At 70.7% G+C, this 15,289-nt stretch carries 16 protein-coding genes, 1 tRNA gene and 1 pseudogene; 12 read left to right on the forward strand and 6 right to left on the reverse strand.

The features are described 5' to 3' along the window. Both ACFE67_RS09260 and ACFE67_RS09265 read left to right on the forward strand, forming a co-directional pair. Positions 1-653, forward strand: a pseudogene (locus tag ACFE67_RS09260) (AAA family ATPase); the annotation flags it as partial. A 26-nt stretch (positions 654-679) separates the two neighbouring features. Further along, positions 680-814 carry a hypothetical protein gene (locus tag ACFE67_RS09265; RefSeq protein ID WP_375406590.1) on the forward strand — a complete coding sequence of 45 codons (135 nt, stop codon included), beginning with the start codon at positions 680-682 and terminating at the stop codon, positions 812-814. A gap of 51 nt (positions 815-865) precedes the next feature. Here the strand turns inward: ACFE67_RS09265 and ACFE67_RS09270 are convergent, their stop codons facing one another. The 4 genes from ACFE67_RS09270 to ACFE67_RS09285 all read right to left on the reverse strand — a co-directional run bounded on the left by ACFE67_RS09270 (position 866) and on the right by ACFE67_RS09285 (position 3,330). Then, positions 866-1,786 carry an endonuclease domain-containing protein gene (locus ACFE67_RS09270; protein WP_375406591.1) on the reverse strand — a complete coding sequence of 307 codons (921 nt, stop codon included), beginning with the start codon at positions 1,784-1,786 and terminating at the stop codon, positions 866-868. Between the two features lie 143 nt (positions 1,787-1,929). Next, entirely contained in the window at positions 1,930-2,367 is a 438-nt protein-coding gene (gene mscL / locus ACFE67_RS09275) for a large conductance mechanosensitive channel protein MscL (protein WP_375406592.1), read from the reverse strand. 29 nt (positions 2,368-2,396) lie between these two features. Then, positions 2,397-2,711: an FmdB family zinc ribbon protein gene (locus ACFE67_RS09280; RefSeq protein ID WP_375406593.1), complete on the reverse strand. Its 315-nt coding sequence runs from the start codon at positions 2,709-2,711 to the stop codon at positions 2,397-2,399. Positions 2,712-2,718: 7 nt separating this feature from the next. Continuing rightward, positions 2,719-3,330: a 5-formyltetrahydrofolate cyclo-ligase gene (locus ACFE67_RS09285; RefSeq protein ID WP_375406594.1), complete on the reverse strand. Its 612-nt coding sequence runs from the start codon at positions 3,328-3,330 to the stop codon at positions 2,719-2,721. Positions 3,331-3,369: 39 nt separating this feature from the next. Here ACFE67_RS09285 and galU point away from each other — a divergent pair, with 39 nt between their 5' ends. The 3 genes from galU (at position 3,370) to ACFE67_RS09300 (ending at position 5,910) form a co-directional block, all read left to right on the forward strand. Next, positions 3,370-4,260, forward strand: coding sequence for a UTP--glucose-1-phosphate uridylyltransferase GalU (gene galU, locus ACFE67_RS09290; protein WP_375406595.1), 891 nt, complete (start codon positions 3,370-3,372; stop codon positions 4,258-4,260). 9 nt (positions 4,261-4,269) lie between these two features. Next, on the forward strand, positions 4,270-4,917 hold the full coding sequence (locus ACFE67_RS09295; protein ID WP_375406596.1) for a GNAT family N-acetyltransferase: 648 nt from the start codon (positions 4,270-4,272) through the stop codon (positions 4,915-4,917). A 96-nt stretch (positions 4,918-5,013) separates the two neighbouring features. After that, entirely contained in the window at positions 5,014-5,910 is an 897-nt protein-coding gene (locus ACFE67_RS09300) for a hypothetical protein (RefSeq protein WP_375406597.1), read from the forward strand. 78 nt (positions 5,911-5,988) lie between these two features. Here ACFE67_RS09300 and ACFE67_RS09305 read toward each other — a convergent pair whose 3' ends face one another. Continuing rightward, the gene (locus ACFE67_RS09305) at positions 5,989-8,349 is read right to left on the reverse strand and encodes a TIM-barrel domain-containing protein (protein WP_375406598.1); all 2,361 of its coding nucleotides are present in this window, start codon (positions 8,347-8,349) and stop codon (positions 5,989-5,991) included. A gap of 94 nt (positions 8,350-8,443) precedes the next feature. On the opposite strand from ACFE67_RS09305, the gene ACFE67_RS09310 reads away from it, so the two are divergent. The 4 genes from ACFE67_RS09310 to ACFE67_RS09325 all read left to right on the forward strand — a co-directional run bounded on the left by ACFE67_RS09310 (position 8,444) and on the right by ACFE67_RS09325 (position 10,741). Beyond that, positions 8,444-8,516: transfer RNA gene (locus ACFE67_RS09310), tRNA-Ala, on the forward strand. Between the two features lie 147 nt (positions 8,517-8,663). Beyond that, a complete protein-coding gene (locus ACFE67_RS09315) occupies positions 8,664-9,689 on the forward strand; it encodes an NAD-dependent epimerase/dehydratase family protein (RefSeq protein ID WP_375406599.1) in 1,026 nt (341 codons plus the stop codon). A 214-nt stretch (positions 9,690-9,903) separates the two neighbouring features. Next, complete coding sequence (locus ACFE67_RS09320) at positions 9,904-10,242, forward strand: Lsr2 family protein (protein ID WP_375406600.1); 339 nt, start codon at positions 9,904-9,906, stop codon at positions 10,240-10,242. A gap of 79 nt (positions 10,243-10,321) precedes the next feature. Continuing rightward, positions 10,322-10,741 carry a pilus assembly protein CpaE gene (locus ACFE67_RS09325; protein ID WP_375406601.1) on the forward strand — a complete coding sequence of 140 codons (420 nt, stop codon included), beginning with the start codon at positions 10,322-10,324 and terminating at the stop codon, positions 10,739-10,741. 59 nt (positions 10,742-10,800) lie between these two features. Here ACFE67_RS09325 and ACFE67_RS09330 read toward each other — a convergent pair whose 3' ends face one another. Next, complete coding sequence (locus ACFE67_RS09330; RefSeq protein ID WP_375406602.1) at positions 10,801-12,021, reverse strand: MFS transporter; 1,221 nt, start codon at positions 12,019-12,021, stop codon at positions 10,801-10,803. Positions 12,022-12,266: 245 nt separating this feature from the next. Here ACFE67_RS09330 and ACFE67_RS09335 point away from each other — a divergent pair, with 245 nt between their 5' ends. From ACFE67_RS09335 to ACFE67_RS09345, 3 genes are all read left to right on the forward strand, one after another. Next, positions 12,267-14,771: a ribonucleoside-diphosphate reductase subunit alpha gene (locus ACFE67_RS09335; protein WP_375406603.1), complete on the forward strand. Its 2,505-nt coding sequence runs from the start codon at positions 12,267-12,269 to the stop codon at positions 14,769-14,771. A gap of 3 nt (positions 14,772-14,774) precedes the next feature. Further along, positions 14,775-14,882 (forward strand): ribonucleotide-diphosphate reductase subunit beta, encoded by a 108-nt coding sequence (locus tag ACFE67_RS09340; RefSeq protein ID WP_375406604.1) that lies wholly within the window; start codon positions 14,775-14,777, stop codon positions 14,880-14,882. 46 nt (positions 14,883-14,928) lie between these two features. Then, the coding region (locus tag ACFE67_RS09345; RefSeq protein WP_375406605.1) for a ribonucleotide-diphosphate reductase subunit beta at positions 14,929-15,289 on the forward strand (361 nt) is incomplete at its 3' end.

The following is a 15,289-nucleotide window of genomic DNA, read 5'->3' on the forward strand; positions in this document are numbered from 1 at the left end:
GCGACCAGGCGGAGCCGTTCATCGTCGTCACCCTGGCGGAGTCGGTCGGGCACAGTCGCGACCGGGTGATCCTGTCCGTCGGCTTCGGACGGACGCCACACGGGCGCACGCTGTCCGAGCTCGGCCCCCTCGCGCGGCCCGGCGGGGAGCGGCTGCTCGCCGCGGCCGTCACGCGCGCGCGGCGCTCGCTCGCGATCGTGTCCTGCTTCCGTCCCGCCGACCTCGACGGCGACCGGATGCCGGCCGGCGTGCTCGCCCTGCGCCGGCTGCTCGCGGATGCGGAGGGGCGGATCGCGGACGACGCGATCGACGACGACCGCGATGCGATGCTCGTGGACCTCGCCCGGCGCCTCCGGGTGCTCGGGATGACCGTGTCGCTCGGCTACCACGGGAAGCTCGGCCTCGTCGCCGCGCACGGTGCCCGGGCGATCACGGTCGAGACCGACGCGGCCCTGCAGGGCGCCAGCCTGCGGCAGGGGCTGCGGCTGCGGCCGGAGCTGCTGAAGCGACTCGGCTGGCACTACCTCCGGGTGCACAGCTTCGATCTGTTCAGCGACCCGGACGCGATCGCCGGGCGCATCGCGGTGGCGCTCGGCGCGCGCGAGCCGTCGGTGCTCACGACCACGATCCCGATCGTGGAGGTGCGCACCTGACCGAGCCGCGCCGGCGTCATCGCCGCGTGCGCACAGACCCGGCGCCCGGTTCCGATCCGACGCCGTCGGAGGGCGAGCGCGCAGCGGAGGCCGAAGGAGCCCTCGGAGGCGACGCGAACGACGCCCGCCTCCGCGCCGACAAGCCCCCGCACTGGGGCTGATTCGTTTCATAAATCCGGGGATCCGGCCGCGGAGCGGCCGGATCCCCGGATTTATGAAACGAGCAGACCCATGTCGGCGAGCTCCGCCTCGACGAGGCGCAGGACCTCGTCCATGTGGAAGACGATCTCGTCGTAGCTGAACCTCAGCACCCGGTATCCCAAGCTCCTCAGGAAGGCGTCGCGGATCGCGTCCTGCTCCGGGTCGTGCCACGCCTCCCCGTCCGCCTCGATGATCAGCGCGCCCAGCACGAGCAGATCGACGCGGTATCTGGGCGTCGGCCAGTACTGGGACACCATCGGTCGAATACCGCGGAGCGCCAGCCGGACTCGGAGGACGCTCTCGATCGGGCTCTCGGCCGCTGGATCGACCAGGTCGAGGGCTGCTCTGAAACGGTGGGGGAGCAGGTCCGCGATGCGTCGGTAGTCCTCCTCCGACAGCAGTGGCTCCCGGGAACCGTCCAGCGGGCGATGCAGCGCCGCGTCCAGCGCAGCGACGAACCACTCCGTCGGCACGCACCAGGCGAGCTGGAGCAGTGTGTCGACGAGGGACGTGCGCCACGTGGCGGGATCCTGCAGGCGGCGTCGGTGGAGCACGACTTCCGGGTCGTCGCCGTCGTGCACGATGTGCCGCCTGTCGCGGTTGTGTCGCAGCCTCGTGTCGTGCTCGTCGACGTGGACATGGAGGTGCAGATGTGCTCCGTGCGGGACGGGCAGTCCCCACAGCGCAGCGGCGCTGACGCAATCCGCAACACCTCCGACTCGAACGGCTCGCTTGGCCGGGATCGGCAGCTCCGGGTCGACGAACCAGGCGTTCCGCGGCCGGTTCATGACGCCTCGCCGGAAGATCGCGGCGATCTGATGTCGCGTCAGACCGGCGGCGAGGAACTCGTCGATCCTGGCCACGCCGTCGTGTTCCGCGAGCACACGTCGCGCGATCGCGTCCGCCTCCGACCAGTCCGCCTTCTGCTGCATAGGCAGACCATGTCGGTCCGTGCCCGCCTCCGGCGAGCCGGCGCCTGTGGGGGAGGGGAAGGCGTCCCGAATTCACTCATAAATCCGGGGATCTGCCTGCGCAGCAGGCAGATCCCCGGATTTATGAAAGCGAGTGTGAGCAATCAGTCCCGGTTGAGGATGCGGGTGTCGCCGACCGTGTCGCGGCCCTCCAGCAGGTCGCGGATCTGGGCGAGCAGGTCGAGCTCGGTCGGGGGAGCGGGCGTCGTCGACTCGGGCTCGGCCGGCTTCTGGAACGCGCGCTTCACCAGGTGGTTCATCGGCAGGACGAAGACGAAGTACACGACGGCGGCGGTCAGCACGAACGTGATCACCGCGGCCAGGACGGCACCGAACCTCAGCTCCGCCGTCCCGGATGCCAGCGGGATCGTCACGATGCCCGTCGCCGCGAGATCCTTCGCGTTGAAGAGCGCACCGATCAGCGGCGTGAAGATGTTCGTGACCACTGCGCCCACGATCGCGGTGAACGCCGCTCCGATGACGACTGCGACGGCGAGGTCCATCACGTTGCCGCGGAGGACGAACTCTTTGAAACCCTTCATGCGGCTCTGTTTAGCAGAGCCCGTTCACCTCAGGAGGCGGCTGGAGCGGACGGCGCGGCGGCCGGCTTCGAGGCCCCGTCCGTCTTCGGCGCCGGCGCCGAAGAAGAGGAGGACTCGCTCTTCGAGTCGCTCTTCGATTCCGACGGCTTCGCGGCGTCGCCCGACCCGGCACGCGAGTCGTTGCGGTAGAAGCCCGAGCCGTTGAACGTGACGCCGATGGTCCCGTACTGCTTCCGCAGCACGCCGCCGCAGACGGGGCACTCGGTCAGCGGCGCATCGCTGAACTCCTGGTGCGCCTCGAGCGGCGTTCCGCAGTCGCGGCACTTGTAGGCGTACACGGGCATGTCGGGCTCAGATCCTTCGTCGGCGGGGCGAGCGGGTGGAGAACTCGACCGTCCTCGTCGGGGTCACGACGCCGTCGATGGCCTGGTCGTGACGTTCCCGGGGCACCTCGGCCACGAACTCCGCGTCGAAGATTACTCCGTACACCGGCGGGCACCGCTCCATCGAACCGAGCGTCTTGTCGTAGTAGCCGCGACCCCAGCCGAGACGCATGCCGCTGGAGTCGACGGACGCGGCCGGCACGAGGATCAGGTCGACGTCGTTGATCGCGATCGGGCCGAGCAGCTCGCCGACCGGCTCGGGCGTGCCGAACAGGCCGACGACCTCCTCCTCGTCGTCGGTCGCGGTCGTCCAGTCGAGCAGCCCGTCGGTGCGCGTGATCGGGAACAGCACCCGCAGCCCGGCCGCCCGCGCCCAGTTCACGTACGGGCGGGTGTCCGGCTCGTCGACGGCGGAGAGGTAGCAGGAGACCTTGCTCGCGCCGACCGCCTCCGTCAGCGCGATGAGCCGCTGCGTGAGACCGGCCGTCGCCGACGCGCGTTCGTCCCGCGTCAGGTTCCGTCGTCGCTCACGCAGCTCGGCACGCAGTGCCCGCTTCTGGGGTGCGAGGTCGGCCGCCACGGCCCGATTCTACGAACCGCGTCCGGATAGCCTGAGCCCATGGCGTACCACATCACCAAAGCCGTGATCCCGGCGGCCGGTCTGGGGACCCGCTTCCTCCCGGCCACGAAGGCCATGCCGAAGGAGATGCTGCCGGTCGTCGACAAGCCCGCGATCCAGTACGTCGTGGAGGAGGCCGTCGCCGCCGGGCTGAACGACGTGCTCATCGTGACCGGCCGGAACAAGTACGCGCTCGAGAACCACTTCGACCGCGTCTACGAGCTCGAGGCGACGCTGGAGCGCAAGGGCGACCACGCCAAGCTCCAGAAGGTGCAGGAGTCGACGAACATCGCCGACATCCACTACTTCCGTCAGGGCGACCCGCGCGGTCTCGGCCACGCGGTGCTGCAGGCCCGGATGCACGTCGGGCACGAGCCCTTCGCGGTGCTGCTCGGCGACGACCTGATCGACGTGCGCGACCCGCTGCTGCAGCGGATGATCGCGGAGCAGATCAAGCGCAAGGCGTCGATCGTCGCGCTGATGGAGGTCGACCCCGAGCAGATCCACCTGTACGGCGCAGCGATGATCGAGACGACCGACGAGGACGACGTGGTCCGGGTGACGGGCCTCGTCGAGAAGCCGTCGAAGGAGAACGCCCCCTCCAACTACGCGATCATCGGCCGCTACGTGCTGAAGCCCGAGATCTTCTCGATCCTCGAGCACACGGACCCCGGCAAGGGCGGCGAGATCCAGCTCACCGACGCGCTCGAGGAGATGGCCGGCGCCGCCTGGACCGGCGGCGTGTACGGCGTGATCTTCCGCGGCCGTCGCTACGACACCGGCGACAAGATCGACTACATCAAGGCGATCGTGCAGCTCGCCGCCGAGCGCGAGGACCTCGGGCCCGAGCTTCGGCCGTGGCTCACCGAGTTCGTCGCCGGCCTCGGCTGAGCCCGAGCCATGGTCGTGCCCGTCCCCTCCCTGCGATCCGGCAGGGTCGGCATCCGCCCGATCCGCCTCCGCGACGCGCGCGCCATGGAGCGCGAGCTCGTGGAGGGGCGCTCCTGGATGCGCGAGTGGGAGGCGACGAGCCCGCGCGGCTCGATCGGCTTCGACACCAGGGCGAGCATCCGTGCGCTGCAGCAGAACTCCCGCACCGGTCAGGGGCTCCCGTTCGTCATCGAGGTCGACGGTGAGCTCGCCGGCCAGCTGAACGTGACGTCGGTCGCCTACGGGTCGCTGTCGTCGGGGACGATCGGCTACTGGATCGCGGAACGCTTCGCCGGCATCGGCGCCACGCCGACCGCCGTCGCGCTGGCGACGGACCACTGCTTCCAGGCGCTCGGCCTGCACCGGATGGAGATCTGCATCCGGCCCGAGAACGCGAAGTCCCTCCGCGTCGTCGAGAAGCTCGGCTTCCGCTACGAGGGCCTGAAGCGTCGCTACATCCACATCAACGGCGACTGGCGCGACCACTTCTGCTTCGGCCTGGTGACCGAGGAGGTGCCGGAGGGGGTCCTGCGGCGGTGGCAGGACGGCCGAGCGCCGCAGCACGCGGCGGACGTGCCGGAGGCGGACCGTGCGCTCGCGGAGAGCCGCTTCCCCTGAGTGCGGGGGCGCCCTGACTGGGGCGCCCGTCGTCGCGTGCGACACGCCGTCCGCGCCTCCGCGTCGTGCTACCGCTGCGCCCCTACCGTCATGCCCATGGCAAGCCTTGGTGGCGGCGCGATCATCGCATTCGCGGCCGTGCTGTGGCTGCTCTACCTCACCCCGACGTGGCTGCGCCGCCGCGAGTACGTCCGCACCGAGCGCACCGCCGTGCGGCTGCAGCAGACTCTCCGTGTGCTCGCCGAGACCGCCGAGGTACCGGAGGAAGTCCGCGCCGAGGTCTCCGCCAGGAGCGTCGCCGAGCAGCACCGCGCCCTGCGCGCCTCCGCCCGGCGGGCCGAGTCCGTCGCCCGGCCGCGTGACGCGCGGGCAGAGCGCACGCTCGCGAGGTCCGGCAGGGGCCCGCGGGAGCCGCGCAGCCGGGCGCTCGCCGTCTCGGACATCGCCGCCGCGCGCCTCCGCCGCTCGCGGGTGCTCGCCACGAACATCCTGGTCGTCGGCATCACGATCTCGGGCTGGGGCGTCACCGACGTCTCGTCCGGCGGCACGTGGGACTTCCTGGTCGTCGGGGTCGTCGTCTCCTTCGTCGCGGTCGCCCTGCTGCAGCGCGCCTCGACGGTCGCTGCGGCGCATCGCGCGGTGACCGCGGTCGACCACGCCGTGGTCGTGCCGGAGGAGTCGCGCAGCTTCATCGAGTGGCAGGAGGACGAGACGTCCCGCCCGACGTGGACGCCCGTGCCGCTGCCGCGGCCCCGCTACCTGGATCGCACGAAGCCGGCGACGGCCGCCGTGCCCGTCCGCGACGACATCGCGGTCGCCGCCTCCCTCCGCGCCGCGGCGCAGCGGGCCGACGACGCGCTGCGCGCCGCCTACGCGGCCCCGGAGGTCGCGGCCCTCGACCGACGGCACGTCGACGCGGTCGACGAGATGAACGAGAGCGGCCCGGTGATCACGGACCTCGACGGCGTCCTCCGCCGCCGCCGCACCGCCTGAGCCCTCCCGCTGTGCACGGATCAGGGGATCCGGGGCGCTCCGCGCCACCGGATCCCCTGATCCGTGAACAGCGCCCTGCTAGAGGGCGGTCAGCAGTTCTGTGAGCGCGCTCAGCAGGGCCTCGGGAGGGTCGAGGGCCTGCAGCTCCGCGATGCGGGCGGCTGCGCTGCGCGGCGCGGTCGCCGTGTTCAGCAGCGCCGCCTTCGCCTCGTAGGGGTGCTGCGCGGCGTTCAGCAGCGCGAAGATCCGTTCCCGGACCTCCTGCGTCGCCGGCCGAGGGTCCGCGCCGACCGAGACGCTGAACGCCGCGGTCGTCGCCCGAGTCACGGTGACTCGCACCCGATCCGAGGTCGATCCCTGCGCCTCGCCGTCGACCATGACCGCGGTCGAGGCGGGCAGCCCGAGCACCGTGATGGTCCACGTGCGGGTCTCCGGCACGATCCCGGAGGGCCCTTCGGTGGGCGACACGCTGAGCGTGCCGCTCGCCTGGTCCCAGCGGATCGGCGTGCGGACCGTCGGCACGGCAGGCAGCGTGCCGGTGCCGTCGTCCTCGACGAGCGTGAACGCGCCGTCCGCGCCGGGCGCGACCAGCACCTCCAGGTGGGCGGGGTTCGCGGCGGCGTCCGTCTCGTGCTCCGCCGCGAGCGGCAGGATCCCGCCGGAGCGCAGCAGCGCCGGGACCCCCGTGTCGTCGCGGTGGAGGCGGATCGTGCGGCCGCCCTCGTGCACGATCGCCGTCGCGATGTCGATCCAGGTGCCGGGCGGCAGCCACGCGGTGACCGCGCCCTGCAGCGTGACCGGGTCGCGCGGCGTGGTGATCGGTGCGACGACGAGCTCGCTGCCGAACCGGAACACGGTGGGGGAGGCGTACGCGGCCGGCTCGCCGGGGGCGTCGTAGTAGAGGGGGAGCACGAGGGGCACACCCTCCTCGGCCGCCCGCCGGTTCATGGTGTGCAGGTAGGGCACGAGCCGCACCCGGAGGCGCAGCGCCTCGTCGATCGCGGCGCGCGCCTCCGCCGGGAACGCCCACGGCTCCTTCGCGAGGAACGGGTTGTTCGACGAGTGCAGCCGCAGGATCGGCGACCACACGCCCAGCTGCACCCAGCGCAGCGCGAGCTCGTCGTCCCGGACGCCCCACAGGTGCCCGCCGATGTCATGGCTCCACCAGCCGTAGCCGATGTTGGCGGCGGTCGCGGTGAACTCGGGCTGGAACGCCAGCGACGCCCAGCTGATCACCGTGTCGCCGGAGAAGCCGACCGGGTAGCGGTGGCTGCCCGGCCCGGCGTATCGGGAGAACGTGAGCGGCCGCCGCTCCTCGCGCCCGGAATCGAGGAAGTGGAAGTGGTTCAGCATCCACAGCGGGTCGATGCCCGCGATGCGCGAGTACGGCCCCTGCTGCCAGTCGAGCCACCAGAAGTCGACGCCCTCGTCCTCGAGGGGATGGTGGAGCACGGCGAAGTACGCCTCGAGGAACGCCGGGTCGGTGATGTCGAACGCGATCGGCAGTCCCTCCTCCGGATCCCGGCCGAGCGCGCGCGCCATCGACGCGTACGCGTCCTCGAACGCGCGCACGCCGTCGGCCGGGTGCACGTTCAGCGTCACCTGCAGGCCGCGGGCGTGCAGATCCGCGAGGAACCCCTCCGGATCCGGGAAGAGCGTGCGCTCCCAGCTGTAGCCGGTCCAGCCGCTGCCGGACTCGGGCGGCACGGAGTCGACGCGGTGCCAGTCCATGTCGATGACCGCGACGCTGAAGCGCACGCCCTCGCGGTCGAAGCGGTCGAGCAGCGCCAGGTAGTCGTCGGCGGAGTAGCGGTGGTACCGGCTCCACCAGTTGCCGAGCGCCCAGCGGGGGAGCAGCGGCTGCGGCCCCGAGACGGCGGTGAAGGCGGCGAGCGCGCCCGCGAAGTCGTGCCCGTAGGCGAAGACGTAGAGGTCGATCCGGTCGCCCTCGGGGCGGACTGCGACCCAGCCGTCGTCGGTGAGCAGGAACGAGTCGCTGTCGTCGAGCACCGCGATGCCGCCCCGCGCGACGACTCCGGGGCCGAGCGGCGTGCGCCCGTCGACGAGGTCGAGCGTGCGCGCGGTGCCGTGCAGGCTCGCGTCCGGGTCGCCGAACCGCCAGGTGCTGTGCCAGGAGGTGATGCCGCCGCCGACGTCGACCTGCAGTCCGCTCGCCGACGGGCGCCGCCGGTCGTAGGTGAGGTGGAGGCGCTCGGTGACGACCTCGAGCACCTCGGCGCCGTTGACGACGCGGAACTGCGGCACGGGCAGGTCGCGGTGCAGGGCGAACGTCGAAGCGCGGTCCTCGAACCCGTCGTCGGCGGCCCACTCGATACGGAGGAGCCCGCTCGTCAGCACGGTGATGCGGAACCCGTCGCCCTGCACCACGGCCGCGTCATGGGCGACGGGGGAGAGCGGGATGCGGAAACGGGGATCCATGCCGGCCTCTCGAACGGGAGTGTCGGGCGAGCCTAGGAGCGCGCGCCCGGCGGACGCCGGGCCGCGCTCGGGTGCTACCCTCGTGAACCGACCGGGGGCCTTGGCGCAGTTGGTAGCGCGTCTCGTTCGCAATGAGAAGGTCAGGGGTTCGAATCCCCTAGGCTCCACCGAATCGAAGCCCGGCGACCGGCGGTTGCCGGGCTTCTTCTCGCGGTTCCCCGCGCCCGAGAGCCCGCCGTCCGTTCACTCGGCGTCGCGTGGGAGCATTCCGCGCCCGCGCCTCGCGGGGGCCTGCCGCACCTAACGTGGCGCAGATGCGCGTAGTGGTCGTCGGTGCGACGGGGAACGTCGGTACGGCGGTCCTCCGCCGCCTCCAGGTCGAGCAGGACACGGAGGTCGTCGGGGTCGTGCGGCAGGTGCCGCCCGCCGACGCGCCCCCGCCGTACCGGGACGTCGTCTGGCACGGGATCGACGTGGCGGCGCCCTCGTCGGTCGCTGCGCTCACCGCCGCCTTCGCCGGGGCCGACGCGGTCATCCACCTCCCCTGGCTGCTGCAGCCCAACCACGACGAGCCGGTCATGGCCGCCACGAACATCGGCGGGCTGAAGCACGTGCTCGCCGCGGTGGCCGCGGCCAGGGTCCCGCAGGCGGTCGTGGTCTCGTCGGTCGGGGCGTACAGCCCGGGTCCGAAGCGGCGGCGGGTGGACGAGTCCTGGCCGACGGGTGGGCTCGCGACGTCGCACTACTCGCGGCACAAGGCCGTGAACGAGCGGATCCTCGACCGGTTCGAGCAGGACCACCCCGAGATCGTGGTCGCGCGCCTCCGGCCGGGCCTGGTCATGCAGGGACTGGTGGGGGAGGAGCTGCGGGCGCTGTTCGCCGGGCCGCTGGTCCCCGTGCGCTGGATCGGCCGGATCCCGCTCGGCGTGCTGCCGCTGCCGCCTCGGACGGTGTCGCAGGTGGTCCACGCGGACGACCTCGCCGACGCCTTCGCCCGCACGGTTCTGCGCCGCGCAGCAGGCGCGTTCAACATCGCGGCCGAGCCGGTCATCGGGCCGAAGGACGTCGCCGCGGTCATGAAGGCCAGGTGGCTGCCGATCCGCATCGCACCGCTGCGCGGTCTGGTGTGGCTCGCCTGGCATCTGCGGCTCGTCGCGGTCGACCCCGGCTGGATCGACATCGCGGTGTCCGTTCCGCTCATGTCGACTCGCCGGGCGCGGGAGGAACTCGGCTGGGAGCCGCGGATCGATGCGGTCGCCGCATTGTCGGAAGCCGTTCGCGGTGTCTCGGACAGGACGACGACCGACGGTTCTCCGCATCTCGGCGGTACCGCATCGTGATGACCACTCGATAAGCCGCGGATTCGACGCCGGTCCATTCGCCGGGGCGTCGCTCGGATGCCTCGGAAGTACAGCGGATTTCGCGCTTATCGCCTCCTGGGCGGGGCTCACCGAAGAAGAACGCGTGAATTGCTGCAATTCTCGTGTACTGTTCTGTTGCGCGCGAATTCCCGCGCCTCAGAACTACCACTTCACACAGGAGAACTCCACACCCATGGCGCAGAAGTACATCGTGCAGCTCGTCGACGACCTCACGCAGAGCCCGATCGAAGACGGATCCGGCGAGAGCGTGCGATTCTCGCTCGACGGAGTCAGCTACACCATCGATCTCACGACCGAGCACGCGGACGACTTCCGCTCCGCGCTCTCCCCGTACGTGAACGCGGCCCGCAAGGCCGACGTCGCAGTCCGCTCGAAGGCCTCGACCGGCCCCCGCGCGCCGAAGGGCGACCTGAAGGCGATCCGCGACTGGGCGAACGCCAACGGCTTCACCGTGTCCTCGCGCGGCCGTATCCCGGCCGACGTGCAGACGGCGTACACCGCCGCGAACTGACCTTTCCGCACACGAAAGCGGTGGGAGCGCACGGCGCTCCCACCGCTTTCGTGCATTCGCGCGTGCTTATGCTCATCGCATGATCTCGCGGCCGCTCGCACTCCGACTCCGGGAAGCCGGACTGGTCTGGCGTCCGACGACCGGGGATCGCTTCCAGCTGCTGAGCCTCGACATGGAGTCGACGGGCACCGAGGCGTTCACGGTCAGCGACATGACCATCGAGGCGCACGCCTATCCGACCGGGACGGTGCTCGGATTCAACGGCACCACCGAATGGGCGCTCGATTCCATCGCCATCGAGGATGCGCTGTGGCTTCCCCGCGAAGACCAGTTGCGGGAAGCGCTGAAAGGCACCTTCGAGCGGCTGGAACGCGATCAGCAGGGCGGCGGATGGCGCGTCTCGTGCACCTTTCGCGGTGAGTCGATGACGCACCTCGCGGATGCGCCCGAAGACGCCTATGCGATGGCGGTGCTCGCCGAGATCCAGGCCGCCGCCTGAGCCCCCCCGCGGGCCGAGGAGACCGCCGCGGCCGTCTCGAGACGAGCGGGGGAGCGACCTCAGCCGGCGCTCGGTGGCAGGGGGATCGGCGCCGTGTCGGGCACCGGGCCGGCGCCCACGCCCTTGAGATCCGGGAAGAACCGCGTGCCGGCCGTCGCCGCGAGCGCGGCCAGGACCGCGAGCAGCGCCCCGCACGCGAACGCGGTCGGCGCGCCGAAGCGGTCGAGGGCCTGGCCGGCGAGGGCGGCACCCAGTGCGACGCCCACCAGCTGACCCGTGTTCGTCCAGCCGTACGCCTCCGCGGTGTCGCTGAACCGCACCGAGCTCGACACGATCGCCGAGATCACGCCGAGCGCGGGCGCGAGGCCGAAGCCCGACACGACGAGCGCAGCCGTGAGGCCCCAGAACCCGGGTAGGAACGGCGTCAGCGCGGCCCCGGCCGCGACGAGGGCGAGCCGCAGCGCGAGCGACCACGGCCGCATCGCGAGCCGTCCCAGCACGAAGCCGCCGGCCAGCGAGGAGAGCGACCAGATCGACAGCACGACACCGCTCGTGGGGTCGCTCGCCCCGAACGCGCCGGCGACGCTCGCCTCGATCGCCGCGCACGACGCGATCACGAGGAAGCCGACCAGGGTCATCAGCGCCACCTGGGGGCGCAGCAGCACGACCCCGAAGCGGCGCTTGCTGCGGGGGATCCTGACCCGGCCGACGGCGCGGGAGGCGGAGAACCAGGCGCCTCCGCCGATCAGCAGCGCCGCGGACAGCAGCAGCGCCGCCGTTGTGCTGACGCCCGTCGCGAGGAACGTGACGAGCACGGGACCGCCGATCCAGATCAGCTCCTGCAGGGAGGCGTCGAGCGAGAACAGCGGCCCGAGCATCGATGCCGGCACGAGCTTCGGGTAGATCGTCCTGACCGCCGAGGTGATCGGCGGGAACGTCAGGCCGGCCGCGAGCGCGAGACCGGCGATCCCCTCCGGTGGCAGGTCCAGGAGGGCGATCGAGGTCACCGCAGCCGCGCAGAGCACCGTCGACGCGATGACCACCGGTCGGATGCCGAGCCGCCCCATCAGCCGACCGGTCGCCGGCCCCGCGAGGGCCTGCCCGATGCTCAGCGCGGCGAGGACGACCCCGGCGACACCGTAGGAGCCGGTCCGGCGCTCGACGTGGAAGAGCAGCCCGAGCGACAGCATCCCGGACGGGAACCGGGCCGTCAGCTGCGCGGCGATGATGCGCAGCACCCCCGGGGTGCGCGCCAGATCCCCGAACCCGCTCCCGCTCACAGCCCCTCCAGCGTAGAGCCCGCCCACCGCCCGGGCGGTGTCGGAGGCCCCGCCTACCGTGTCCCCAGGAGCAGCCCGTTGTCCACAGGCGAGCGGTATCACCTGTGGAGGACACGCCGCCTGTTTCCACAACATGTGGGGTTGCGTTCCTGCTGCTGCCCCGACATATAGTGATCACCCGGTTGAGGGGCGTGCCGAACGGCACACGACGCGGTTGCGTCGCCGCCCTGGAGAAGGAGGCGTTCATGGGCATCACCGTGGTCAAGCGAGACGGAACACGCGAGCCGTACGACGCGAACAAGATCAACCTGGCGATCGAGCACGCATCCGTCGGGCTGGACCCGAACATCACCTGGGTGACCCAGATCGCGTCCGAGCTCGAGCTGACGCTCTTCGACGGCATCACCACCCAGCAGCTCGACGAGGCGGTCATCCAGGTGGCCCTGCAGAACGTGAAGGACGACCCCGCGTTCGACACCGTCGCGGCCCGCCTGCTGCTCAAGACGATCTACAAGCGCGTGCTCGGGGACTACTCCGACGACGCCGAGGTGCCCGCCCTGCACCGGGAGCACTTCCGCCGCTCGATCGAGCGCGGCATCGCCGAGGACCTGCTCGACCCGCGGCTCGCCTCGCTGTTCGACCTCGACACGCTCGCCGCGGCCCTCGACCCCTCCCACGACGGGCTGCTGAAGTACATCGGCGTCGTCACGCTGAACAACCGCTACGGCATCAAGTCGCGGGACAACGAGCCGCTCGAGGTGCCGCAGTACTTCTGGATGCGGATCGCGATGGGCCTGTCGCTGAACGAGGCCGACCCGACCGCGGCCGCGCTCGGCTTCTACGCGAAGATGTCGCGCCTCGACTACCTCGCCGCGGGCTCCACCCTGGTGAACGCGGGCACGAAGTACCCGCAGCTGAGCAACTGCTTCGTGCTCGAGATGCAGGACGACATCGAGCACATCGCGAAGACCACCCGCGACGTCATGTGGCTCACGAAGGGCACCGGCGGCATCGGCCTGTCCGTGTCGAAGCTGCGCGCGCAGGGCTCGCCGATCCGGTCGAACAACACGACCTCGACCGGCCCGATCCCGTTCATGCACACGATCGACTCGATCCTCCGCGCGGTCTCCCGCGGCGGCAAGAAGTTCGGCGCCCTCTGCTTCTACATGGAGAACTGGCACCTCGACTTCCCCGAGTTCCTCGACCTGCGGCAGAACTCCGGCGACCCGTACCGCCGCACCCGCACCGCGAACACGGCCGTCTGGATCTCGGACGAGTTCATGAAGCGCGTGCAGAACGACGAGGCGTGGTACCTGTTCGACCCGCTGGAGGTCTCCGACCTGGGTGAGCTGACGGGCAGGGCGTTCTCCGACCGCTACGCGCACTACGTCGCGGAGGCGGATGCCGGCCGGATCCGCGCGTTCAAGCGCATCGGTGCCCGCGAGCAGTTCAAGGCGATCCTGATGTCGCTGCAGACGACGTCCCACCCGTGGCTGACCTGGAAGGACACGATCAACAACCGGGCGCTGAACAACAACACCGGCACGATCCACTCCTCCAACCTCTGCACCGAGATCACGCTGCCGCAGGACCGCGAGAACGTCTCCGTCTGCAACCTCGCCTCCATCAACCTGTCCCGCCACCTCGTGACGGACGCGGACGGGAAGCTCGGCTTCGACTGGGCGCAGATCGCCTCCAGCGCGAAGAGCGCGATCCGGCAGCTCGACAACCTGATCGACATCACGGTCTCGAGCGTCGACGAGGCGGACCACTCGAACGAGCGGAACCGCGCGGTCGGCCTCGGCGTCATGGGCTTCACCGACGTGGTCGAGCGGCTCGGCTTCTCGTACGAGAGCGAGGAGGCCTACTCCCTGATCGACGAGATCATGGAGCACGTCTCCTACGCCGCGATCGAGGAGTCGGTCGATCTGGCCGAGGAGCGCGGGGCGTACCCGAACTTCCAGGGCTCGCGCTGGAGCGAGGGCCTCGTGCCGTTCGACACGATCGCGATCACGGAGGCGGAGCGCGGCGTGCCGGTGCTGGTCGACCGCACCACGCGGCTCGACTGGGACGCCCTGCGGGCCCGGGTCAAGGGCGGGATGCGCAACGCGACGCTGATGGCGATCGCGCCGACCGCCTCCATCGGCCTCGTCGCCGGGACGACGCCGGGCCTCGACCCGCAGTTCTCGCAGATCTTCAGCCGGTCGACCTCGTCGGGCAAGTTCCTCGAGGTGAACCGCAACCTCGTCGCAGCGCTGCAGGAGGCGGGACTCTGGGACAGCACGCGGGAGGCGATCCTGCGCAGCCAGGGCGACATCCAGCACATCGCCGTGATCCCCGATCGTCTCAAGGAGACGTACAAGACGAGCTTCCAGCTCTCGCCGTACTCGTTCCTCGAGGTCGCGGCCCGTGCGCAGAAGTGGATCGACCAGGCGATCAGCCGGAACATGTACCTCGAGACGCGTGACCTCGGCGACATGATGTCGATCTACTCCGCCGCCTGGGAGCGCGGGGTCAAGACGACCTACTACCTGCACATGAAGCCGCGGCACACCGCCGAGCAGTCGACCGTGCGGGTGAACAAGGCCGAGACCATCGACCAGGGCGCGGGGGCTGCGTCCACCGGTCGTCGTGGTTTCGGATCCGCGGCGCCGCAGCCCGCGGCCGCCGCACCCACCGGTCCCGCACGTCGCGGCTTCGGTGGACTCGGCAGCCCGGTGCGCGGCACCGATGACAACAAGGGGGAGTGACTCATGGACTTCGACAACGACACGACCACGGTCGACGGCACGGACTTCATCGGGGGCTACGGCGTGCCGATGGACCCGATGGACCTGCTGCAGTGCGACTCCTGCCAATAGGCAGCATCCGCACCGACCACTGACGACAAGGGAAGAGAGTTACGACATGGGCATTCTCGGTACTGGCATTCAAGAGGGCCTGCTGCTGAAGCCGGTCAAGTACCAGTGGGCGATGGACCTGTACGAGCAGGCGGTCGCGAACACGTGGTTCCCGAACGAGATCCAGCTCGGTGAGGACATCGCGGACTTCAAGCGGATGACCGACGAGGAGCGTCACGCGGTGACGTTCCTGATGAGCTACTTCAACCCGAGCGAGCTGCTCGTGAACAAGGCGCTCGCATTCGGCGTCTACCCCTACGTCAACGCTCCCGAGGCGCACCTTTACCTCGCGAAGCAGATGTGGGAGGAGGCCAACCACTGCATGTCGTTCGAGTACGTGCTCGAGACGTTCCCGATCGACCGCGAGG

It is taken from the genome of uncultured Amnibacterium sp., from assembly GCF_964244015.1.
Taxonomy (GTDB): Bacteria; Actinomycetota; Actinomycetes; order Actinomycetales; family Microbacteriaceae; genus Amnibacterium.